At 70.1% G+C, this 19705-nt stretch carries 25 protein-coding genes and 2 pseudogenes; 12 read left to right on the top strand and 15 right to left on the bottom strand.

Annotation, left to right across the window (positions count from 1 at the left end; translation table 11 throughout):
- Positions 1 to 2 precede the first annotated feature (2 nt).
- Positions 3 to 572: pseudogene (locus SZN_RS21095) on the top strand (transposase); the annotation flags it as partial.
- Positions 569 to 991, top strand: coding sequence for a hypothetical protein (locus tag SZN_RS21090; protein WP_007498355.1), 423 nt, complete (start codon positions 569 to 571; stop codon positions 989 to 991). The pseudogene SZN_RS21095 and the gene SZN_RS21090, both read left to right, overlap by 4 nt.
- A gap of 73 nt (positions 992 to 1064) precedes the next feature.
- Here SZN_RS21090 and SZN_RS21085 read toward each other — a convergent pair.
- The 4 genes and pseudogenes from SZN_RS21085 to SZN_RS21070 all read right to left on the bottom strand — a co-directional run.
- Positions 1065 to 1547: pseudogene (locus SZN_RS21085) on the bottom strand (class I SAM-dependent methyltransferase); the annotation flags it as partial.
- Positions 1544 to 3043 (bottom strand): hypothetical protein, encoded by a 1500-nt coding sequence (locus SZN_RS21080; protein WP_106432695.1) that lies wholly within the window; start codon positions 3041 to 3043, stop codon positions 1544 to 1546. The pseudogene SZN_RS21085 and the gene SZN_RS21080, both read right to left, overlap by 4 nt.
- Before the next feature lie 213 nt (positions 3044 to 3256).
- Positions 3257 to 3715, bottom strand: coding sequence for a hypothetical protein (locus SZN_RS21075; RefSeq protein WP_007498352.1), 459 nt, complete (start codon positions 3713 to 3715; stop codon positions 3257 to 3259).
- Positions 3716 to 3718: 3 nt separating this feature from the next.
- On the bottom strand, positions 3719 to 4171 hold the full coding sequence (locus tag SZN_RS21070; RefSeq protein ID WP_007498350.1) for a DUF6166 domain-containing protein: 453 nt from the start codon (positions 4169 to 4171) through the stop codon (positions 3719 to 3721).
- Between the two features lie 196 nt (positions 4172 to 4367).
- Between SZN_RS21070 and SZN_RS21065 the strand changes: the two genes are divergently transcribed.
- Together SZN_RS21065 and SZN_RS21060 are read left to right on the top strand one after the other, a co-directional pair.
- Positions 4368 to 4814, top strand: coding sequence for a hypothetical protein (locus SZN_RS21065; protein ID WP_007498344.1), 447 nt, complete (start codon positions 4368 to 4370; stop codon positions 4812 to 4814).
- A 52-nt stretch (positions 4815 to 4866) separates the two neighbouring features.
- Positions 4867 to 5706 carry a transposase family protein gene (locus tag SZN_RS21060; protein ID WP_007498338.1) on the top strand — a complete coding sequence of 280 codons (840 nt, stop codon included), beginning with the start codon at positions 4867 to 4869 and terminating at the stop codon, positions 5704 to 5706.
- 221 nt (positions 5707 to 5927) lie between these two features.
- On the opposite strand, the gene mihF is transcribed toward SZN_RS21060, so the two are convergent.
- The gene (mihF, locus tag SZN_RS41500) at positions 5928 to 6242 is read right to left on the bottom strand and encodes an integration host factor, actinobacterial type (RefSeq protein ID WP_007498335.1); all 315 of its coding nucleotides are present in this window, start codon (positions 6240 to 6242) and stop codon (positions 5928 to 5930) included.
- Between the two features lie 330 nt (positions 6243 to 6572).
- On the bottom strand, positions 6573 to 7478 hold the full coding sequence (locus SZN_RS21050; RefSeq protein WP_007498334.1) for a recombinase family protein: 906 nt from the start codon (positions 7476 to 7478) through the stop codon (positions 6573 to 6575).
- Positions 7479 to 7707: 229 nt separating this feature from the next.
- On the opposite strand from SZN_RS21050, the gene SZN_RS21045 reads away from it, so the two are divergent.
- From SZN_RS21045 to SZN_RS21035, 3 genes are read left to right on the top strand one after another with little or no spacing between them, the layout of a single operon-like run.
- Positions 7708 to 8313 carry a helix-turn-helix domain-containing protein gene (locus SZN_RS21045; RefSeq protein ID WP_007498333.1) on the top strand — a complete coding sequence of 202 codons (606 nt, stop codon included), beginning with the start codon at positions 7708 to 7710 and terminating at the stop codon, positions 8311 to 8313.
- 34 nt (positions 8314 to 8347) lie between these two features.
- Positions 8348 to 8569 (top strand): IS3 family transposase, encoded by a 222-nt coding sequence (locus SZN_RS21040; RefSeq protein WP_043732144.1) that lies wholly within the window; start codon positions 8348 to 8350, stop codon positions 8567 to 8569.
- A gap of 31 nt (positions 8570 to 8600) precedes the next feature.
- A complete protein-coding gene (locus SZN_RS21035; protein ID WP_043732142.1) occupies positions 8601 to 8813 on the top strand; it encodes a heavy-metal-associated domain-containing protein in 213 nt (70 codons plus the stop codon).
- A 97-nt stretch (positions 8814 to 8910) separates the two neighbouring features.
- Here the strand turns inward: SZN_RS21035 and SZN_RS21030 are convergent, their stop codons facing one another.
- The 7 genes from SZN_RS21030 to SZN_RS21000 all read right to left on the bottom strand — a co-directional run bounded on the left by SZN_RS21030 (position 8911) and on the right by SZN_RS21000 (position 12526).
- Positions 8911 to 9168, bottom strand: coding sequence for a hypothetical protein (locus SZN_RS21030; protein ID WP_007498330.1), 258 nt, complete (start codon positions 9166 to 9168; stop codon positions 8911 to 8913).
- 47 nt (positions 9169 to 9215) lie between these two features.
- The gene (locus tag SZN_RS42725; RefSeq protein ID WP_007498329.1) at positions 9216 to 9959 is read right to left on the bottom strand and encodes a methyltransferase family protein; all 744 of its coding nucleotides are present in this window, start codon (positions 9957 to 9959) and stop codon (positions 9216 to 9218) included.
- Positions 9959 to 10186 (bottom strand): anti-sigma factor family protein, encoded by a 228-nt coding sequence (locus SZN_RS21020; protein WP_007498328.1) that lies wholly within the window; start codon positions 10184 to 10186, stop codon positions 9959 to 9961. The genes SZN_RS42725 and SZN_RS21020 overlap by 1 nt, the downstream gene beginning before the upstream one ends.
- A gap of 163 nt (positions 10187 to 10349) precedes the next feature.
- On the bottom strand, positions 10350 to 10676 hold the full coding sequence (locus tag SZN_RS21015; RefSeq protein ID WP_007498327.1) for a DUF2933 domain-containing protein: 327 nt from the start codon (positions 10674 to 10676) through the stop codon (positions 10350 to 10352).
- 139 nt (positions 10677 to 10815) lie between these two features.
- Complete coding sequence (locus tag SZN_RS21010) at positions 10816 to 11007, bottom strand: hypothetical protein (RefSeq protein ID WP_043732138.1); 192 nt, start codon at positions 11005 to 11007, stop codon at positions 10816 to 10818.
- Positions 11008 to 11151: 144 nt separating this feature from the next.
- Positions 11152 to 12012, bottom strand: a complete 861-nt coding sequence (gene lgt / locus SZN_RS21005; protein ID WP_007498323.1) for a prolipoprotein diacylglyceryl transferase — start codon at positions 12010 to 12012, stop codon at positions 11152 to 11154.
- Positions 12013 to 12154: 142 nt separating this feature from the next.
- The gene (locus SZN_RS21000; RefSeq protein WP_007498321.1) at positions 12155 to 12526 is read right to left on the bottom strand and encodes a hypothetical protein; all 372 of its coding nucleotides are present in this window, start codon (positions 12524 to 12526) and stop codon (positions 12155 to 12157) included.
- A gap of 266 nt (positions 12527 to 12792) precedes the next feature.
- On the opposite strand from SZN_RS21000, the gene SZN_RS20995 reads away from it, so the two are divergent.
- From SZN_RS20995 to SZN_RS20975, 5 genes are read left to right on the top strand one after another with little or no spacing between them, the layout of a single operon-like run.
- Positions 12793 to 13089, top strand: a complete 297-nt coding sequence (locus SZN_RS20995; protein ID WP_007498319.1) for a metal-sensitive transcriptional regulator — start codon at positions 12793 to 12795, stop codon at positions 13087 to 13089.
- Between the two features lie 27 nt (positions 13090 to 13116).
- Complete coding sequence (locus tag SZN_RS20990) at positions 13117 to 13362, top strand: heavy-metal-associated domain-containing protein (protein ID WP_007498317.1); 246 nt, start codon at positions 13117 to 13119, stop codon at positions 13360 to 13362.
- Positions 13359 to 15866 (top strand): heavy metal translocating P-type ATPase, encoded by a 2508-nt coding sequence (locus SZN_RS20985; RefSeq protein ID WP_007498315.1) that lies wholly within the window; start codon positions 13359 to 13361, stop codon positions 15864 to 15866. The genes SZN_RS20990 and SZN_RS20985 overlap by 4 nt, the downstream gene beginning before the upstream one ends.
- A 43-nt stretch (positions 15867 to 15909) precedes the next feature.
- On the top strand, positions 15910 to 16608 hold the full coding sequence (locus tag SZN_RS20980; RefSeq protein WP_007498313.1) for a response regulator transcription factor: 699 nt from the start codon (positions 15910 to 15912) through the stop codon (positions 16606 to 16608).
- Positions 16601 to 17983: a sensor histidine kinase gene (locus SZN_RS20975; protein WP_007498310.1), complete on the top strand. Its 1383-nt coding sequence runs from the start codon at positions 16601 to 16603 to the stop codon at positions 17981 to 17983. Before SZN_RS20980 ends, SZN_RS20975 begins: the two co-directional genes overlap by 8 nt.
- A gap of 363 nt (positions 17984 to 18346) precedes the next feature.
- On the opposite strand, the gene SZN_RS20970 is transcribed toward SZN_RS20975, so the two are convergent.
- Positions 18347 to 19291, bottom strand: coding sequence for a cytochrome c biogenesis CcdA family protein (locus SZN_RS20970; protein ID WP_007498308.1), 945 nt, complete (start codon positions 19289 to 19291; stop codon positions 18347 to 18349).
- On the bottom strand, positions 19288 to 19705 hold a 418-nt coding region (locus SZN_RS20965), incomplete at its 5' end, for a TlpA family protein disulfide reductase (protein WP_007498306.1). The genes SZN_RS20970 and SZN_RS20965, both read right to left, overlap by 4 nt.

The following is a 19705-nucleotide window of genomic DNA, read 5'->3' as shown; positions in this document are numbered from 1 at the left end:
ACGTTCACGACCTGCTGCGCTGGCAGTTGCGGGAGAAGCGGAAGCGATTAGCCGACCCGAGCCTGGTGGTCCTGGACACGCAGAGCGTCCACGCTTCCGTCGGAGTCCCGGCCACGACGACGGGCCGGGATGCCGCGAAAAGGGTGCCGGGCAGGAAGAGATGCCTGGCCGTGGACGTGTTGGGCCTCGTCATTGACTGCGTGGTCCTGCCCGCCTCCGCGCACGAGAACACCGCCGGCATCGCCCTGCTGGACGGTGTCGCCGCGCAGTGCGACACGGTGAAGAAGGCCCTGGTCGACCAGGGCTTCAAGAAGAAGGTCGTCGAGCACGGCACGACCGTGGGCATCGACGTCGAGATCGTCGAGCGCAACCCGGACGACAAGGGCTTCGTTCCGCAGGCCAAGCGGTGGATCGTGGAGCAGACGAACGGGATCCTGATGTTCTACCGCCGTCTCGTACGCGACTACGAACACCGGCCCGCCTCCTCCCGCTCCCGCGTCTTCTGGGCGATGACCTCCGTCATGAGCCGCCGCCTCACCGGAGCCACCCTCGCCTCCTGGAGGACCGCATGAGCGAGAACCCACAGGTCAAAGCCATCCTGGAACACATCGAGACCCGCGAGCGTGAACTGACCGACCAGGCCGGGCAGTTCCGGACCCGCATCGAGGAACTCACCCGGCAGCTCGGCGAACTCGACGCGGAGAGCGAGAACCTGCGCATCACCCGCAAGACCCTCCTCACTCTCCCGCTGCCCTCACCCGCCACCGGGCCGGACCGCCCCGGCATCCCGGACCACCCCGCCTACCAGCAGATCCTCACCGCCCTGGCCGACGCGGGCCGGCCGATGCGCGCCCGCGACCTCTGCCAGGCCCTCGACCTGCCGATCCTCCCGAGGAACACCGAGGGCATCCGCTCCAAACTGAAGCGCCTGGTCAGCCGGGGCATCCTCATCGAACCCCAACCCGGCCTGTTCGCCCGCCCCGAAGCCTGAGGGCCAGCCTCACTCCGTGACCAGCTCTCCTTCTCCAACCTCAGCCACGAAACGGACAAGAGCTCACATCCCGCACTCTCAGGTCACGGACGAGGCTCAGGTGGGGCAGCTTGTGCTGGAGGCCGTGCTCGGCGAGGGTGTCGCCGGCGGCGAGGAGGATCTCGGGGGAGATGTCGATGCCGTGGTAGTGGCCGGTGTCCAGGTAGTCGATGAAGCGCCAGCCGGCGCGCAGGTTGCCGCAGCCGATTTCCAGCATCCGGCTCTCGGGGGTGAGCCCGTGCCGCACCAGGTAGTCGAACTGCATCCGACCGAGCGCCAGCCACCTTTCGCGGGAGGCACTGCCGACGGCGGCCGCGGGGTTCTGGGCGGTGTCGGCCTTCATCACGGCCCGGTAGTAGGCGACGTGGTCGCGGGTGGTCAGCCACAGCTTCCAGTCGCGCGCAGCCCGGCGCAGATAGGGCCGTACGCGGTCGGGATGCCGCACGGCGTAGCGGATCTTGTGGGCCAGCCTGGCGCGGTTTGTGCGGCTGCGTGGCGCATCGGTGGCCTGGGTCATCGTGGTGCCTCCTGTTCCTTCGCAGGGCGAACGACGGTCGGCGACAGGTAGACACGGTAGGCGCCCCAGCCGCGCACGGGCGGCAGGGCCGCGGGCCGCCAGGTGCGGGCATAGCCAGGCGGCTGGGCCCCGTCACCGGCCACGACGACCGCTACCGGCGTGCGGCGTGCGGCGGCGGTGAGCCCGTCCGGGGTGATGCTCGCGTCGTGGCCGCTGCTCTGGCGTGAGGAGCAGCCGGCGTAGTAGGCGATGGGGATCGCCTGGTAGCCGCTGACCATGCAGGGTGGGCGCACGCCCAGCCGGTGCAGTGCGGCGGCGATGGCCGTGTAGTTCTCGCGCATGGCGCGGTTGCCGTCGACGACGTGGGCGAGCACCCGGTACTGGACGGCGAGATGCCCGGCCAGGGCCAGGGCGAGCAGGGTGATGGTCACCGGCCGCAGGGCGGGGCGCACCCCGGTGAGCAGGAAGACCAGGCATTCGGCCACCGCCAGGGCCAGCAGTGCGTAGGCGGGGAGCAGGAAGCGGGGCGCCGCGTAGTCGATCATGAACAGGTATTGCGCCGCCAGCGATGCCGCGCACCCGGTGGCCAGCACGGCGAAGGGTCCGCGGTGGGCGCGGACGGCTGCCGCGACGCCGCCGGCGGCGAACACCGGCAGCGCCAACCACCACACGGCGGTGACCGGGTGTTTCCAGGGCACGTCGCACGGACGGCACAGCGCGCGCCCGTCCAGGGCCCGCACCTGGTCGTCCACGGCCAGGTGCCAGCCCAGGCCGCCCTGGATCTCGCTGGCCCGTCGCAGCCGGGCGGCCAGCCCGCCGTAGTGTGTGTACGCCTCGATCACCCAGGGCGCCGCACCGATCAGGAAACCCGCCACGGCAACGGCGCACACCACCGGGCGGCGCCAGCCGGGCACCAGCAGCGCCGACGCGGCCAGCGGCAGCGCCAGCCACAGCCCGTCGGCGGGACGCATGAGCGTGACCACGGCCACGGCCACCCCCACACCGATGACGGGCATGTGGTAACCGGTGCCGGTCACGGCCCGCAGGAACCAGCCGACGGCGGCCAGGGCACCCAGCGCACTCCACAGGTTGGGCATCGCCGACGGGCCGTAGTACAGAGCGATCCACAGGCTGGCCAGCAGAGCACCCGCGCAAGCCAGCACGGGGATGGGCAGGAGCTTGCGCCAGATCCACAGGCAGGTGAACAGGGCGCCCCCGGACAGCAGGGCCAGGTAGATGCGGATCACCGTGGTGGAGGCGGTCAGGGCGGCCACGGGCGCGACGAGGTAGGAGATCCCCCGGGCGCGGGGTGCGCTGAAGAACGCCGGCGGGGCGTTCCCGCCGACCTGGCTGACGTAGATCGTCTCGTCCCAGCCCAGCCCGGTTCCCGGCGCCACCAGGACGAGCTGGGCAGTGATGAACGCCACCGCGACCGCCGCGAGCCACCAAGAAGATTGTGACGTGGGCCTGCCGGGCCGGGCGGTCACGGGTTCCATCGGCGCATTCAGCGTCAGGCGTTCAGACACGTCATCACCTCGGCCGCATGTGCGGGGATACGATCGCCCAAGATCCCCGTCTCAATCCTGTGAGGCTGCCCGGAGGCGGACAACTGGGCGAGGCCATCCGGCTGACAAGCAGGCACCGGAGCGCACAGCGGTGACCCGTAACGCCGACTCGGACCGCCGCGGCAGGCACGGACAGCGACGGTGTCACCGGGATCTGCCCGCCTCCTCACCGGGACGCTCAGCGCCCGGAGCCGTCATCAGGCTCTGCAGTGCGCGAGTCCTGCGCTGCATGGGGGCGGTGGCGGACATGACTCCGACGGTGCGGTCCTGTTCGTCGGCCGCGACCAGCGTGAGGCAGACGGTGGTCAGGGCCTCGTTCATGGGCCGGTCGGTGAAGGCGGCGGAGGCGGCGTCGTAGTACGCGTCCGTGCTGCTGCTGCCCAGTCCGGCGAGCATGGCCGAGGCCGCCGTGCCGTCCTCGATGGCAGTGCGCAGGATGGGCATGAACCGGACGCCGTCCCCGGAGGTGGCCATCAGGGCGTCGGCCGCCTCGGCGTCCTTGGGGCGGGCCAGGCGGATGCGGGTGCCGGCCGGGCCCTGCCAGCCCGCCCGGACGCGGTCGGCGGACAGAGGGGGCGTCTTCTTGATCGTGTGCTTGGCCATGGTTCAGACGTCGATGTCCACGAGCGGCGGCAGGTGGCGCAGGGCGTCGGGCAGTTCGGCGATGTCGCGCTGGAGGTACCAGCCGCGGGCCCAGCGCAGGACGGCGGCGCGGCCCAGGCGCCATTCGTCGCAGAACTGCGAGAGGAAGTCGGTGCAGAAGTCCTCGCGGAGCGCGACGAGGGTGTCGTCCTGAGGCCACTCGCTCATGGACAGGCCGGCCTTCTCCGGGGTGCCGAGGTCGAGGGCGTCGGCGAGGACCGCCGCGGCGGTGCGGCTGGTGCCGCCGCCGTTGTAGCCCCAGCCGTAGCCGCCCAGTTCGTCCTCGTCCTGGGCTTTGAGTTCGCGCAGTACGGTGACGTTCTCGCGCTGGGTGGGGCCGTCTTCGGGCTTTTCGACCAGGAGCCGGGCGGGCTGCCACTCGTCCTCGTCGCTGCCGACTCCCTGAGCGGTGTGCATCGTGAAGTCGCAGGTCGCGGGTCTGGTGTGAATTACGAGTGGGGTACTCGTGCCGGTCGGCGGCCGATGACCATGGCGTAGATCGTCGGGCAGGTCCGGCTCCGGCGGGATATCTGGTTCGGCTGCGCCCACGGCCGGCCGCCGCCTACGATCCGTCGGCAGGTCGACACGCAACGAGATCGCCGGAGGGCCCGGGATGCAGGAGCGGCAGTGGATCACCGCTCGTCGCAGCGAACTGGATGCCCTCGCCGAGGAGTTGGCCAAGCAGCTTCAGGAGGTCCAGGTCGAGCGGGACGAACTGGCGATCGCGGAGCGGGTGTTGAACCGCTTGGCCGAGCAGGTTCAGGCAGATGCCGAGGCTGTCGCTCCGGTATCGGCGAAGGTGGCCGGGCGGGCAGTCCTGCTCATCCCGCACCGCAGCGACGCGGCCGACGAGGGCGCGCTGCCCGGCGACTACCGCAAGATCCTGGCGATCGTGCGGGAGGCCGACGGCCCGGTGCAGGTCAGGGCGGTCGGCGAGCGGCTGGGTCTGGACGCCTCGGTGCGCGGCAAGCTGGAGCCGCTGCGGGCGAAGATGACCAAGCTCGCTGACCGCGGCTGGCTGTACAAGCGGGGCGACGGGCGGTTCAGCGCACGTCCGTAGCCGTGAGGGGCGCGTCCGTAACTGACGGGCCCCCGACGGTAGTTGAGTTTGTGTGACGAAAAACAACGGTCTCGCCGAGGGCCCTGACGGCCTTGTCTACACCGCCCGCCTGCCGCTGTCGAGCGCGACCTTGAACTATCTCGCCGACCTGATACGCGGCCACCTGAAGAAGATCGGCTCGCGGTGGCGCGTCCTGCCCGCCGGGAAGATCGCCGGCATCGTGCTGGCGGTGCTGCGCTGTGACCAGCGGCCCGGCGACCTGGCCGGCGGCAACGGAGTGCACCGCACCACCGTCACCCGCTGGGTCCGCGAGGTCGTCGGCCTGCTCGCCGCCCGCGCCCCACGCCTGGACCGGGCCCTGAAGAAGATCGCCCGAATGGGCGGCGGCATCGTACTGCTGGACGGATCGGTGATCCGCACCCGGCGCAGAACCGGGAAGGAGAACCGGAAGAACTACTCCGGCAAGAACAAATGCCACGGCCTGCTCGTGATCGCCCTCACCGACGACCGGGGCCGACTGCTGTGGATCTCGGCGGCCCGCCCGGGGCGCACATCGGAGATCACCGCTTGTCGGCACGAAAAGCTCACTCAGAAACTGCGGGAAGTCGGGCTCGGAGCCATCGCCGACCTGGGATTCGTCGGCCTTGACGACGGCGGCCCCGACGCCGACCCGGCGGTGATCACCGGCTACAAGGCCGCTCGGAACCGGCCCCTGACACGAGGCCAGAAGCTGTCCAACACGGCACTGGCGGCCGTCCGGGCACCCGTCGAACACGGCTTCGCCCACCTCAAGAACTGGCGCATCCTCGGCAAGGTACGCACCGACCCCTCCTGGGCGACCGCCCTGGTCCGGGCCCTGCTGGTCCTCACGAACCGCGAAGTTGCCCGCTGACCGACGATCTTCACCAAAGTCACCTGCCAGTGACCAGCACGCGCATCCCGATGCCCACGCACACCAGCCCCGTGACCAGCAACTTCAGCTTGCACACCTCTCCCTGGATGCCGTGGTACGTACGGTCCTCGTAGGCCATCGCTGTGTCCCCTCCCGTTGATCGTTCTGACGGACGTGTCCACCCTGCCGGACACAGGCCCACACCGACAGGGCGCGGCCGGTCAGCGCTGCGGCGCGAACCGTTCGAGAAGAAGTTCCTTTTGGTTGCTGCCGAGACCGCGCACGCGGCGGCTCTCGGAGATGCCGAGTTCCTTCATGATCTGAAGCGAGCGGACCTTGGCGATGCCGGGAAGCGCGGCCAGGAGCGAGTGGACCGGCATCTTGCCGACGGACTCGGTGTGGTCGGCCAGCACGTCAGCGAGCGAGAGCTTGCCGTGCTTGAGGGCGTCCTTGACCTCGGCCCGCTCGCGTCGCGCTACGGCGGCCTTGTCGAGCGCGGCTCGACGCTGCTCCGGGGAAAGCGGGGGAAGTGCCATGGCGGCCGGGTCCTCTCGTCGGTACGTGTCAGATGAACGGACTCATCATGTCTCCGCATCCATGGCTTTGACCAGCGGCTTTCATGCCGGGCCGGATACCTCGCCGTGCTCTTTGGTCCAGGTCTTCGCCAGCCTCTCCCCATCGGCCTTCTCCTCGACGGTCTGTGAGGAGCACGTGGTCGAGCGAGCCGTAAGTACCGAGCCACTCGGTGAACTTCCGCTCGGCGATGGCGGGGTCGGTCCACCATCCGCTGGAGGACGGGCCGTCCTTCTCGAACTGGAGGGTGACGCGGAACGTTGCGGGCGGCGTGCCGTAGTGGCCGGGCGCCCTCACGTAGGTGTGTCCTGCCCGGCCTCGGCGAGGGTGCGGTACAGCGTGGGCAGGCTGGGATGGCGTCCCTTGTGCTTGCCCCGGGTGATGACGGTCTTCTGCTGGATCTCCTTCATCGGGGTGCCCTTGGCGCGCAGGGCGAGGGCGTAGTCGATCTGGTCGGCGTCCAGCGAGGGGGGCCGGCCGCCGGTGCGGCCGCGCTTGCGGGCGGATTCCTGTCCTTCCAGGGTGCGTTCGCGGGTGTAGGTGCGCTCGGCGCCGGAGAGGGCGGCCAGCACCCCGAAGAGGATCGCGCCCTGGCCGTGCCGGTCGGCCGGGTCGTACAGGCCGGTGATGGGGCCGGTGAGGAACTCCAGGGCGATACCGGCCTTGCGCAGGTCCTCGACGGTGACGAGCAGGTCGGTGCCGCGGCCGAGGCGGCGGAACTCGTGGACGGTCAGGATGACCTGCACGCCCGGGTGCAGCGTCTTGAAGCGGACCGCCATCGCGACGGCCTTCTCGTACTGGGGCCAGACCTTGACGCGGGTGGAGACCTTCTCGTGGAACACCTCGAAGCAGACCGGGGTGAGGGCGTCGAGCTGGGACTGGAGTTCCTGGGTGGCGGTCGAGCAGCGGGCGTAGCCGATGCGGACTGCGGTGATCCCCGCCTCCAGGGGTGAGGCCTGGGCGGGCACGTGCGCGCCAGGCTCGGGCCCGAGCACCCAGCGTTTGCCGGGACCGCGGTCGGGCGGGGTGAGGACGTGGAGTTCCTCGGCCACGCGGGGCACGAGCTGGAGGCGGCGGGTGTGGTACTTCGCCGCGGTCTTCCCCGCGCCGGTGCGGCACGCCGAGCCGGCGGGCGCGTCACAGGTCGGGCAGGGCTGGCGCTCGATGGCACCGGGGGCGTCGAACTCCTCGTCATTCACGCCTCAGAAGCTACAGCCATGACGACGTTTCAAGAAAGCATTCCAAGAAGCCGATTGAGAACGTGGAGGGTGAACATTTCGGACACCCGACGGCTCGCCGCCGCTGCTTCTCATTTGGCCATTTATGAGAACCGCATCCCCCTCGAACGGAGGGCATCGACGCGTTCACGTCCGGGGCCGACGGCTTCCGCCGTACGGTGGCCACCGGATTGATGAGGGGAGACACAAGGTGTCCGAGGAGAGTCAGAGTCCGCCCGGGGGCGGCATCGACTACACCAAGTTCATGTACGACAAGACTGTGCCCGGCACAGTCCCGCCCGTTGACGTCCCCAGGCCGCAGCGGGTCGACTTCGGGATCGACACCCTCGGACAGTGGCGTATCGAGGTACGCGCCGAGGACGGCACCCTCCTCGACTGGGCTGACGACGGCCTCGGTGAGGAGCCCACCGACCTTGCCGCGTACCCCGTGGACAGCCCGGTCGGCGCCGTCGACCTCCAGGCCGAACTCAAGCGCCGTTTTCCCGATGCGGTGATCGTGTGGCGGCCCGGGGTGATGAACAGCCTCAACGAACACCGCGCCGCCGCCCACCGGGCGCTGGCCACCGCGGCGGCGGACCGTGCGAAGGCCAACGAGGCCGCCGACGACGCCGAGGTGTCCCTGCGCAAGGCCCTGCGGCTCGCCCAGCCTGCCGGCATCGGACCCACCGAGATCGCGGAGCGCACCGGATACGCCCGCAGCACCATCACCAAAACCCTGCGCAACATGCCCCGTCCGCCCGCCGCGGCTGCGGCCGATGGCCGGGTGCCCGCCCAGCCGGACGGCGCAGCCGAGTGACTCGTACGACAACGCCCTCGCGGAAAACCTCTGGATGATCATCAAAACCGAGGGCATCCGCGGCCGCACCTTCACCACCCGGGCCGAGGCCAACCTCGCGCTCTTCGAGTACATCGACGGCTTCTACAACTCCCGGCGCATCCAGAAGCGGCTCGGCTACCTCAGCCCCGTCGAGTTCGAGGAGAAACACTACGCCGACCGGGCAACGGCCGAACGAACGAACCTGAAACCCCGTCAACCCGCCCTGACCAGCTGATCAGCACCTCCCGCACGCCGGGGGAACCTCAATCGTCCTCCGCGTCGAGGGCATGCACTGCACCAGCTGCGGGCTGTCCATCGACGACGAGCTGGAAGAGATCCCCGGCGTCCGCATGGCCGGCACCGACTTCCGCTCGGGCCGTACCGTCGTCCGGCTTGAGGAAGACGCCGCCGTGGACATGGCCGAACTCGTCGCAGCGGTACAGCGGGCCGGCGACTACCAGGCCCGCCCCGCCGACTGACCACGCGGCGCGGGCGGCAACGCCCGCGCGTCGCCGGCCGGGAAGCATCGGACGGGGCCCTGCCCGCAGGCAGGGCCCCGTCCGATGCGGCAGCCCGTCAGGGGGCAGAGGGATCGTCGCCGGGCGGGGCCGCCGGCCTGCTCTGGCCTGCGGCGTCTCGCCGGGCGGCCTTGAGCTGGTCGATCTCGGCCTGGAGGCGGACGGCCTCGGCTGACTGCGCGGCATAGTCGGCGCGGGTGTCGGCCGGTTTCTGTGGCTTGTTCTGGTGCATGTATCGCCCCATGTACCACATCATCAGGCCCATTCCGATGGGGCAGGCCAGGAGTACCAGGACGACCAAGAGGGTCTCGGACATCGTCTGCTCCTTACGAACAGCGGCGGAACTACACGGAGTTCGATGACTTATGGGCCGTCGGCGCGCGATCGCGCCTTCGGACGTGCCGCTGGGTCTTCCTTCGCCGCGCTGTGGACCGGTCCGTGTTCCGTCGGCCCGCCGGAATGTTCGTCGGCAGGAGGCCGACGTCGCAGGGACGGCAGGAAGCGTGGCGTGCTGGCCGCGTACGTTGTCCACGCTACGCCGAACCGGGCGGCGACCTCGGCCTCCTCGCGCCGGGCCAGGCGCCGGTAGACCCAGACCAGCACGGGGAACATCACCAGCGTGGGCAGGGTCGGCCACATCAGCAGGAACCCGACCATGATCGCGAGGAATCCGGTGTACTGCGGGTGGCGCATCCGCCGGTACGGACCCGAGGTCGCCAGGCGGCCCGCCTTCTGCGCGGCGAGCAGATGCCGCCATCCGGAGCTGATGAGAACGAATCCGATGATGATCATGACGTAGGAGGCGAGGTGGAACGGGCTGAAGTGCGGGTCGGCCTTCCAGCCGATCAGGTCGTTCCACAGGTGCCCCTGGGCGTGGCTGAGCCCGAGGTTGGGGAACCAGTTGCCGAGCGGTCCCGCCAGCAGGTAGACGGTGAGAGGGAAGCCGTACATCTCGGTGAACAGCGCCACCGCGAAGGCGGAGAAGCCACCCAGGACCCGCCAGTCCCTGCCGGTTTTCGGATGGAAGAAACTCCCCGCGAAGATCACCACCAGCAGTGTGTTGATGACCACCATGGCCCACAGACCGTAGGCGTACTGGTCGCTCATCACGCCTCCCCTCGGGCGCCCTTGCCTCGTCCGAACGTGAGGGGCGCGGGCTCAGGGCCCGGGCCTGTAGTCCTCATGGGCAGGAGGGCGGAGAGCAGCGCGGCCACCTCCGCGAGTTCAGCGTGCTCGGCGCGGCAGGCGGGACACGCGGCAAGGTGGGCGCTGATCTGCGCGCTCTCCTCGGGCTCCAGCGCGCCGAGGGTATGGGCGCCCAGGTCTTCTCGCACGGGCCTGCAACGTCCCGCCGTTCCCCGGGCAGGTGTGCCGTCCATGGCTCGTCCCTGGTCTCTCCTGCGCCCCCTTGGTGCTTCCTACGGATGACCGCGAACCGTCATGCCTCGCCGGGCAGCGTGCGCAGGTGCGCTGCCCGGAGCGATCGGACCGGCCGGGTCACAGGTGCTTCTTGAACCGCTCGGCGGCGGCGGCCTCCTGCTCGGCCTGTGCGGCCTGTGCGGCCTTCAGGGAGCGCAGCTCGGCCTGGAGGGCGTTGATCTCCTTGTCGGTCTCGCTGGTCGTGGCGGCACCGGTCTTCTGCGTGCCGGTGGAGCAGGAGGAGCCCTGGCCGTCCTTCTTGCCGCGCATCATGAGGATCATGCTCAGCGGGCAGATGGCGAGGATCAGCAAAGGCAGTGCCGCAACCATCCAGGCGGGCTTGAGCAGGAGCAGGCCGACGGCGACGACGCCGAGGCCGATGAGCACCTTCTTGTTCAGGCACATGGGATTCTCCGAGCGTCTCTACATATCCGGTCTTGACCGGAAAGGCGTTATACAGCGAAGGCTAGGCGGGGGCTGTGAAGGATCGATGAGCACGCGGTGGGCTGCCCATGTGCGTCTCCGGCGCGGCATCTGGGGACTGCTATTTCCAGTGTCGGACGCCGGCGAAGGCGACTACCAGGCCGACGACCTGGGTGCCGATGTGGTGCGGATCGAACGGCACCACGGTCAAGCCGGTGGTGGCGCCGAGGATTCCGATGGCGACCAGCAGCAGTCCGAGCGGGAGCAGCGTGTAGAGCAGGATGCTGTCGCGTGCTGATCGGGTGCTTCCCAAGCCTCGCAGGCGCTGTGGCTGCTGGCTCATGGGCTCCTCCGGGGAGTGGTGGCCTGTTCGCTGGGACGAGCGTGGGCGGTGTCGTTCTCCGGCGTCGGCTCGGCCGCCGCGCTCCGCGTCTCGATGGCCAGGGGCCTGTTCTGGTCAGCGGCCGGGGCGGGGGGGAGTCGTAGGTGTGGTGCGCTGCTCGGCGCTCGCGGCAAGTACGGCCCGGCGCGATGGACGGCGCAGGTACAGGAAGGCGACGGCGGCGGTGAACAACAGCAGGCTGGTCCATACGTTCAGGCGCAGGCCGAGGAGGTGGTTGGCCTCGTCGACGCGCAGCATCTCGATCCAGCCGCGCCCGGCGGTGTACGCCGCGACGTAGAGGGCGAAGACGCGGCCCCGGTCGAGACGGAAGCGCCGCTCGGCCCAGATCACGACGGCCGCGGCGCCGAGGTTCCAGATGGCCTCATAGGCGAAGGTGGGGTGGTAGGTAGCCGCGTCCGGAGTGGCGGCGGGCCGGTTGGCCGGGTCGATCTCGAGGCCCCAGGGCAGGGTGGTGGGCCGTCCGTAGAGCTCCTGGTTGAACCAGCAGCCGATACGGCCGATCGCCTGGCCGACCAGTACGGCCGGGGCGACGGCGTCGGCGAACGCGGCGAAGTCGATGCCGCGCCGTCGGGCCGCGATCCAGGCACCGAGTGCCCCGCCCGCGATGCCGCCCCAGACGCCGAGGCCGCCCTGCCACACGTAGAGGGCTTCGACGGGGTTGCGGCCTTCACCGAAGTACAGCTGCCAGCTGGTGATCACGTGGTAGAGCCGACCGCCGAGGATGCCGAACGGCACGGCGAACATCGTCACGTCCAGCACGGTGCCCGCAGAGCCTCCGCGTGTACTCCACCGGCGCTGGCCGATCGCGACGGCGGCGATCACTCCAAGGATCACCATGATCGCGTACCAGTGGAGCATGAGCGGGCCGAGGTTCAGGTACGGGCTCGGTGGGCTTGGCAGGTAGGCCAGGGTCATCAGGTCACATCACTTCGAGGGGCGAAGAAGAAGGGGCTGGTCGAGCGAGGGGAAAGGTCCGCCGGGCCGGTCGTGGACTCGGGGGACCGGCCCGGCGGGGAATGAGCGGTGGCGCGCCACCGAGTGCCACCAGGGGGCGGGATCAGCCCATGCCGTGGTGCTCGTCCTGGGGCGCGCCGCCCGGCATCGAGTTCATCGACATGCCGTCGGCGCCCGACATCATGCCCTCCATGCCCTTCATGTCCTTGGGCATCATCGACGTCATGTCGGCGGGCATCGTGGACATCATCTTCTCCATCTGCGCGCGCGCCTTGGCGCGTTCGCCGGCCGGCAGCTGATCCGTACAGTGCCGGATCATCGCCTCCGTGCCGCCTTCGCCGGAGTCGCTCTGCGTCGTGCTGGGCTTGGGGGTGGGGGGCTCGGTCGTGGCGAACGCGGCGGTGGCGCCGTACGCGCCGAGACCGCCGAGCACGGCAGCCGCCGCCGCCAGGCCAATCGTCCTGCGTTTGATCATCGGGGCGCTCCTTGCCTTGCCGGGTACTGGGGCTCTGTGTGCCTTCGACGCTAAGCAGGCGTTGTGAAGGGGCCATGAAGCGGCGATGTGGGGGCTCTGTGCGCTCGCGCCCGCCCCAGCCCCGTCACCACCGGCGTGTCATCGCCGCTGACCTGGGCAAACACGCCGCGAGACGCTCACGCCGACGCCCGGATAACCCGATAAGGGCGCTTTTCTACCCCTGGGGGGTAGGCGTAGCTTCAGGAGTGCGGTCGAGGAGGTACGACATGGCGAACCGCGAGACTCATCAAGAACAGCAGTTCATCGGCCCCAAGGCCGCGGACGACGCGATGGTGCGGCTGGCCAAGATCTCGGGTCAGGTGCAAGGCATCTCCCGGATGATCCGCGACGGCCGCTACTGCGTCGACGTGCTCGATCAGATCGCCTCGGCACAGAAGGCGCTGGACGGGGTGTCCCGCCAGGTGATGCGCAACTACCTGGAGCGGTGCGTCAGTGACGCGATCAAGGGCGATGACCCGTTCGTCTACGACGAGCTGATGAAGGTGCTGTTCCGGCACCGCTGACCCGAGTTGGAGGGAGGAGTGACGAGCATGTCGGATGTGATCACTTTGTCGGTCCCGGGGATCTCTTGCGGCGACTGCCGACAGACCCTCAAGGGTGCTGTCGGTGCCCTGCCCGGGGTGTCCACCGCACGAGTGGATCTGGAGGGCAGAACGATGACGGCTGCCTTCGAGCGAGCCGCGATGCTGCCCGGCATCGTGGCCGCGGTCGAGGCCGCCGGGTACGAGATCGCCGGCTACGAGGTCGGGGGCCACATGGAGAGGACGGCGTCATGAACGCGGCGGACATCGCGGTTCTGATCGGAGCGGGCGGGCTGATCGCGCTGCTCGCCTGGTACTTCCTGGGACCGAAGAAGACCCGGCTGGCTGAACTCCAGGGCGGCGTCCAGGAGATCGAGATCACGGTGAAGGGCGGCTACTCCCCGGATGTGATCCGGGTCCGGCAGGGCGTTCCCGTGCGCCTGGTCTTCGACCGGCGCGAGAGCGGGGACTGCACCTCCCGCGTCGTCTTCCCCGACTTCGGCCTCGCCAAGGCGCTGCCCGCGTTCGGCAAGGCCACGGCCGAGTTCGTCCCCGAGAAGGCGGGCCGGTTCGGCTTCGCCTGCGGGATGAACATGGTGCACGGCACACTGCTGGTCGAGCCCGGCCCCGGAAGCGGGGAAGCGGCGCCGTCCGTGGTCGCCGAGGAGGAGCTGGTCGCGTCCGCGCCCGGCGATACGGACCAGGGCGACTCCGAGGCGGCCGAACGGCAGGCAGAGATCAAGGATCTGTCCCGGCGGGTGCTCGTCGGAACGGTCCTGTCTCTCCCGGTCGTGGTGGCGGTGATGCTGCACGAGTTCTTCGGCGTCGAGGTGCCGGATCTGCTGCTCAACCGGTGGTTCCAGTTCGCGCTGATCACGCCGGTGATGTTCTACACCGGCTGGCCGATCCACCGCACTGGGTGGCTCGCCCTGCGGCACCGCAGCGCCGAGATGAACTCCCTGATCACGCTGGGCACTTGCGCGGCGTACGGGTACAGCCTGCTGGTCACCGTGGCGCCGGGCCTGCTCCCCACGGGGGTGCGGGAGGTCTACTACGAGGCGGTCGGGGTCATCCTCACCCTGATCCTGCTTGGCCGGCTGTTCGAGGTGAAGGCCAAGGCGGGCACCGGGCAGGCGATCCGTGAACTGCTGGGCCTGCAGGCCAAGACCGCTCGCGTCGTACGGGACGGCGCGGAGGTGGAAGTACCCGTTGAGGAGGTCCAGCCTGGCGACATCGTCGTTGTACGCCCCGGGGAGAAGGTCCCCGTGGACGGGGTCATCGTGGAGGGCCGTTCCACCCTGGACGAGTCCATGGTGACCGGGGAGTCGATCCCGGTGACCAAGACCGTCGGCGACGAGGTCGTGGGAGCGACCATCAACCAGACTGGCGCCTTCCGTCTGGAGGCGACCAAGGTCGGCGCGGACACGATGCTCGCCCAGATCGTCCGGCTGGTGCAGCAGGCGCAGGCATCCAAGGCGCCCATCCAGCGGATCGCGGACCTTGTCGCCAGTTACTTCGTCCCCGCCGTGGTGTTCATCGCCATCGCCTCGTTCGCGACATGGTTCATCGTCGGTCCCGAGCCGGCCCTGACTCTGGGGCTGGTGGCCGCCGTGGCCGTGCTGATCATCGCCTGCCCGTGCGCGCTCGGTCTGGCCACACCGCTGTCCATCATGGTCGGCACCGGCAAGGGCGCTCAGGCGGGCGTCCTCATCCGCTCCGCCGAGTCGCTGGAGACCGCCCACCGGCTGGACACGGTCGTGCTGGACAAGACGGGGACCATCACCCAGGGCCGTCCGGCGCTGACCGACGTCGTCCCGGTGGGCGGGTTCGCCGAGGCCGATCTCGTACGACTCGTCGCCTCGGCCGAGAACTCCTCCGAGCACCCCCTCGGGCAGGCGATCGTGAGCGGTGCGGCCGACCGCGGCATTCAGCTTGCTGAGGTCAGCGAGTTCGACTCGGTCACCGGCAAAGGCATCGCCGCCACAGTCGACGGGCGCCGCCTGCTGGTCGGGAAGTCCGCCCTGCTCACGGAGGCGGGTATCGACTCCGATCCGCTTCAGGCGGACGCGGACCGGCTGGCCGCCGAGGGCAAGACCCCGGTCTTCGCGGCGGTCGAGGGGCGGCTCGCCGGAGTGATCGCGGTAGCCGACACCGTCAAGGAAGACTCGTCCGCCGCCGTCGCCGAACTGAAGCGCCTCGGCCTGGAGGTCGTGATGATCACCGGCGACAACCGGCGGACCGCGGAGGCCATCGCCCGTGAGGTCGGCATCGACCGGGTGTTCGCCGAGGTGCTGCCCGAGCACAAGGCGCGCGAGATCCGACGCCTGCAGGACGAGGGCAAGCGGGTCGGCATGGTCGGGGACGGCATCAACGATGCCCCGGCGCTAGCCCAGGCCGATGTCGGGTTCGCCATCGGCACCGGCACCGACGTGGCCATCGAGGCGTCCGACGTCACGCTCGTCTCCGGCGCGCTCGGGGGTGTGGTCACGGCAGTGAGGCTGAGCCGGTCCACCATGCGCAACATCCGGCAGAATCTGTTCCTGGCCTTCGTCTACAACACGATCGGCATCCCGCTCGCGGCCGGCGTGCTCTACCCGTTCACCGGCTGGCTGCTCAGCCCGATCATCGCCGCCGCCGCGATGGCCCTGTCCTCCCTGTCCGTGGTCGGCAACGCCAACCGGCTGCGCCGCTTCACCCCGGGCAACCCCGCGGCGCCCCGCCCACTGGCGGCACAGGCCCAGGTCTCGGTGGGCGCATGATGAACGAGCGAGCACACACCATTGTGGGAAAGAAGGTGCGCCGGTGACCGCGACCGTGCTGGTCGTCGATGACGAGGCGAAGCTGCGTGCCCTGGTCCGCGACTATCTGGAGCGCGACGGCTACGCCGTACTGGAGGCCGCCGACGGCCGCCGGGCCCTGGACCTGGCGGCCGGCGCCCACCCCGACCTGGTGATCCTCGACCTCGGCCTGCCCGGCCTGCCCGGGGAGGAGGTGGCGCGGCTGCTGCGCAAGACCAGCGACGTGCCGATCGTCATGCTCACCGCCAAAGCCGGCGAAAACGACCGAGTCATGGGGCTGCGCACCGGAGCCGACGACTACGTCGTCAAACCGTTCAGCCCGCGCGAGCTCGTCGCCCGCGTCGAAGCGGTGCTGCGCCGCGCCCGCGGCGCACGCGCCGAGACCACGGAAGCCGTCTCCTACGGCGGCGGCCGGCTGCGGATCGACACCGAGCGCCGCGAGGTGCTCGCCGACGGCCGGCCGGTGGAGCTCACCCGCACCGAGTTCGACCTGCTGACAGCCCTGGCCTCCCGCCCCGGACGGGCCTGGACCCGCATGGAGCTGGTCGGACGCGTCCAGGGCCACACCTTCGAGGCGTACGAGCGCACCATTGACGTGCATGTGAAGAACGTGCGCCGCAAGCTCGGCGACACCCCGCCTTCCCGCGTGGTGGTCACCGTGCCCGGCGTCGGCTACAAACTCGGGATCGACCGTGATGCGTAATCCGCTGCGGGGCCTGCTGCGGGGCCGCTTCGCCCGCCGCCTCGCCCTGGCGTTCGCCGCCCTGGGCATCGGTACGGCGGTGCTGACCGCCGTACTGGTCAACACGGCCTTCAACGCGCGCTTCGAGGACTACCTCGGCGCGCAGCAGCGCGTCCAGCAACAGCAGCTCATCGGCTGGTTCGTGGCTGACTACAACCGCGAGGACGGCTGGAACCCCGCGACGCTCAACCAACTCGGGCCGACCGTGACCATGACCGGCTCCGAAGTGGAACTGCTCGACCCCGCCGGCAACCGGGTGTGGTCGCTCGCCGACGCCGACGTGGACGCCGCCACCCTGGCCATGCACCGGGAAATGAGGGGCACCGGCCCCCTCGGCCCGCCCCGCAGCCTGCCAGTCACTGTGGACGGAGAGCGAGTCGGCACCCTCCAGGTCCGCGTCCCCCGAGGCGTGATCCCGGCCGTCGACAAGGACTTCCAGGCGTCCGTCAACCGCCTGCTCATCGCGGGCGCCCTCACCGCCGGCTTGATCGCACTCGGCGTCGGCCTCTACACCGCCCGCCGGGCCACCGCCCCCATCGCCGAACTCACCAGCGCCGCGAAGGACTTGGCTGCCGGGCAGCGCGACCGGCGGGTGACCAAGGCCCCCGACAACGAGATCGGGCAACTGGCCACCGCCTTCAACACCATGGCCGACCGGGTCGAGAAGGAGGACGAACTGCGCCGCCTGTTCGCCTCCGACGTCGCCCACGAATTGCGCACGCCGCTCGCCATCGTGCGCAGCGAGCTGGAAGCCGTACAGGACGGCGTCCGCGAACCCACACCGGAGGTCATCACCTCCCTGCACGACGAGACGCTGCGCCTGGGCCGGCTCATTGCCGACCTCGAGACCCTCGCCTCCGCCGATGCCGCCGCCTTCACCCTCGAACGCAAGCACGTGTCCCTGACCGACCTCGTACGCGACACCATCGACGGCCTCAGCAGCAGGTTCACCGAGGCCGGCCTCACCGTGCACGCCGAGCTGGCCGAAGTGGGTGTGGACGGCGACGCGGTGCGGCTGCGGCAGATCGTCACCAACCAGCTCACCAACGCCCTGAAGTTTGTCCCCGCGGGCGGCACCGTCACCGTCACCCTGCGGGAGGAGGACGGCTGGGCCGAGCTGCGCGTGGCCGACACCGGCCCCGGAATCCCGTCCGAAGACCTTCCCCGTGTCTTCGAACGCTTCTTCCGCAGCCGCACCGCCCGCGCCGACGGCTCCGGTATCGGACTGGCCGTCGCCGCCGAACTCACCGCCGCGCACGGCGGCACGCTCACCGTCGACAGCGAGATCGGTCACGGCACCACCTTCACCACCCGCCTGCCGTCCTTGCCTGCGTGACGCGGACAACGGTTCAGGGTTCGGGGGAGCGTTCTCGCTTCACCGGACGTGGGGGTGAGCGAGCAGGAGATGGGCCGGAGGCTGGATGGCCCGGTGCGCGGGTGGAGTTCATCCGCTGGGCGCCGCCCACGCCGCCACAGGGATGCACATGCCGCTCGGTGCTGAACATTCTCAAGTCCGTGGGCCTGTAGAGCCGCAGGCTCCACCTCGTACGTCCGGGCTCGGGCCGAGCCGTCAGCCGTGTCCGCTTCGGCGAAGATGCGGTGGACGGCGTGTCGTTACCCAACGAGCGGCGAGCCCTTTGGAAATGGTGGGCGTGGTGCTCATCGCGTGCTTTCTGGTGGGGTCCTGTCGTGGGCGAGGTCAGCAGCAGTGGCCGCCGGATCCCCGTTGCCGGTCGGAGGGTGTGGCGGCCGGGACGGGCTGCGGCGCGTCGTCGTGTCGAGCTTTCACCGTGGTCCGCACGCGGCTCCGGGAGCGAATGCGGTGGCAGAGCGCGAGGGCGGTCACGGCGAGAACAACGATTGCTGCGAGCACGGCCAACAGGGTGGTGTGGGCCTGGACCCAGGTGGAGACGGAGGCGGAGAAACGGGCAAGGCCGCCGCCGCTGGTGGAGACGGTTCCGTTGGTGGCGGCCGGGTACCAGTACCAGGCGAGGTAGGCGCCGGTGACGAGGAGGACGGCGGCGGTGATCCGCGGCCCGTACCGGGCGAGCGCCGTGACGCGCCGGGTGAGGGCGGTCCCGGCCGCCGCGGTGGTAACAGCGATAAGCAGCAGGATGGTTGCCGATCCGGCGGCGTACACGGCGAAGACGAGGAGCATTCCGGCGTAGCCGGCGGTGGCCTGGGCCTGGGCCTGGGCGATGACGGCGAGCAGTACGCCGAAGGTGCAGGACAGGGAGGCGGCGGCGTAGCCGGCGCCGAAGGCGAGCATGCGGCGGGCGGTGGGCGGGCCTTCGGCTGCCCGGCGGGGCGTACCGGGCAGCCGAAGGGTCAGGGAGCGGCCCGCGAGCATGGCCAGGCCGAGCAGCAGCAGGACGATCCCGGTGGCCATCCCCAGCCAGGGGGCGGCCTGGATCAGGGCGCGGGCTCCGGCGCTGACGACGAGCCCGGCCGCGGCGAGAGTGCCGGCGAAGCCGATCGTGAGGGCCGCTCCGGAGCGCAGGGCGCGGCCCAGGCGTACGGGCAAAGGTGAGGTGTCGGCGTCGCCGAGGGTGTACGTGATCCAAGCGGGTAGCAGGGCGAACCCGCAGGGGTTGACCGGGGCGATCATCCCGGCGGCGAAGGCCAGGGGGAGCAGGCCGGTCACTTCGCCCCTGCCTTCTCCAAGGCGGTCTGGATCGCCTCGGGGCCGGGGTCGGTGGCCCGGAAGGAGACCTTGCCGGCCTGGTCGATGACGATCAGGGTGGACAGCGCGGCGACTTTGTACTTCTGGGAGAGGGCGGCGCCGGTGTCGATGACCGCGGGCAGTTCGGGGGCCTTGATGTAGTCGAGGAACTGGCGGATGGTCTGGGGCGACTCGGCCGGGTCCATGTCCACGGCCAGGACGTTGGCCTTCCCGTTCAGCTCGTTGCCCGCCTTGGCAAGGGACTCGGCACCGCCGGCGCATTCGCCGCAGCCGACGGAGAAGAAGAACAGCGCGGCCGGCTTGTCGCCCGGCACCGTGATCTTCTCGTCATTGATCGTCGTCACCTCGGTGCCCTTCTGGGCCCCGGAGCTCTGA

The organism is Streptomyces zinciresistens K42 (genome assembly GCF_000225525.1).
Taxonomy (GTDB): domain Bacteria; phylum Actinomycetota; class Actinomycetes; order Streptomycetales; family Streptomycetaceae; genus Streptomyces; species Streptomyces zinciresistens.
Note: the sequence above shows the minus strand (reverse complement) of the source record. Positions and strands in the feature narration are given on the sequence as shown.

What these genes read in the sequence shown, in the direction of transcription:
- SZN_RS20990 (WP_007498317.1), top strand. Translation starts at nt 13,117, where the DNA reads ATGTCGGATGTGATCACTTTGTCGGTCCCGGGGATCTCTTGCGGCGAC.
- SZN_RS21030 (WP_007498330.1), bottom strand. Translation starts at nt 9,168, where the DNA reads ATGTCCGAGACCCTCTTGGTCGTCCTGGTACTCCTGGCCTGCCCCATC.
- mihF (WP_007498335.1), bottom strand. Translation starts at nt 6,242, where the DNA reads ATGGCACTTCCCCCGCTTTCCCCGGAGCAGCGTCGAGCCGCGCTCGAC.
- lgt (WP_007498323.1), bottom strand. Translation starts at nt 12,012, where the DNA reads ATGACCCTGGCCTACCTGCCAAGCCCACCGAGCCCGTACCTGAACCTC.
- SZN_RS20985 (WP_007498315.1), top strand. Translation starts at nt 13,359, where the DNA reads ATGAACGCGGCGGACATCGCGGTTCTGATCGGAGCGGGCGGGCTGATC.
- SZN_RS20995 (WP_007498319.1), top strand. Translation starts at nt 12,793, where the DNA reads ATGGCGAACCGCGAGACTCATCAAGAACAGCAGTTCATCGGCCCCAAG.
- SZN_RS21065 (WP_007498344.1), top strand. Translation starts at nt 4,368, where the DNA reads ATGCAGGAGCGGCAGTGGATCACCGCTCGTCGCAGCGAACTGGATGCC.
- SZN_RS21080 (WP_106432695.1), bottom strand. Translation starts at nt 3,043, where the DNA reads ATGGAACCCGTGACCGCCCGGCCCGGCAGGCCCACGTCACAATCTTCT.
- SZN_RS21090 (WP_007498355.1), top strand. Translation starts at nt 569, where the DNA reads ATGAGCGAGAACCCACAGGTCAAAGCCATCCTGGAACACATCGAGACC.
- SZN_RS21040 (WP_043732144.1), top strand. Translation starts at nt 8,348, where the DNA reads ATGATCATCAAAACCGAGGGCATCCGCGGCCGCACCTTCACCACCCGG.
- SZN_RS20975 (WP_007498310.1), top strand. Translation starts at nt 16,601, where the DNA reads ATGCGTAATCCGCTGCGGGGCCTGCTGCGGGGCCGCTTCGCCCGCCGC.
- SZN_RS21015 (WP_007498327.1), bottom strand. Translation starts at nt 10,676, where the DNA reads ATGTGCCTGAACAAGAAGGTGCTCATCGGCCTCGGCGTCGTCGCCGTC.
- SZN_RS42725 (WP_007498329.1), bottom strand. Translation starts at nt 9,959, where the DNA reads ATGAGCGACCAGTACGCCTACGGTCTGTGGGCCATGGTGGTCATCAAC.
- SZN_RS21000 (WP_007498321.1), bottom strand. Translation starts at nt 12,526, where the DNA reads ATGATCAAACGCAGGACGATTGGCCTGGCGGCGGCGGCTGCCGTGCTC.
- SZN_RS21070 (WP_007498350.1), bottom strand. Translation starts at nt 4,171, where the DNA reads ATGCACACCGCTCAGGGAGTCGGCAGCGACGAGGACGAGTGGCAGCCC.
- SZN_RS21075 (WP_007498352.1), bottom strand. Translation starts at nt 3,715, where the DNA reads ATGGCCAAGCACACGATCAAGAAGACGCCCCCTCTGTCCGCCGACCGC.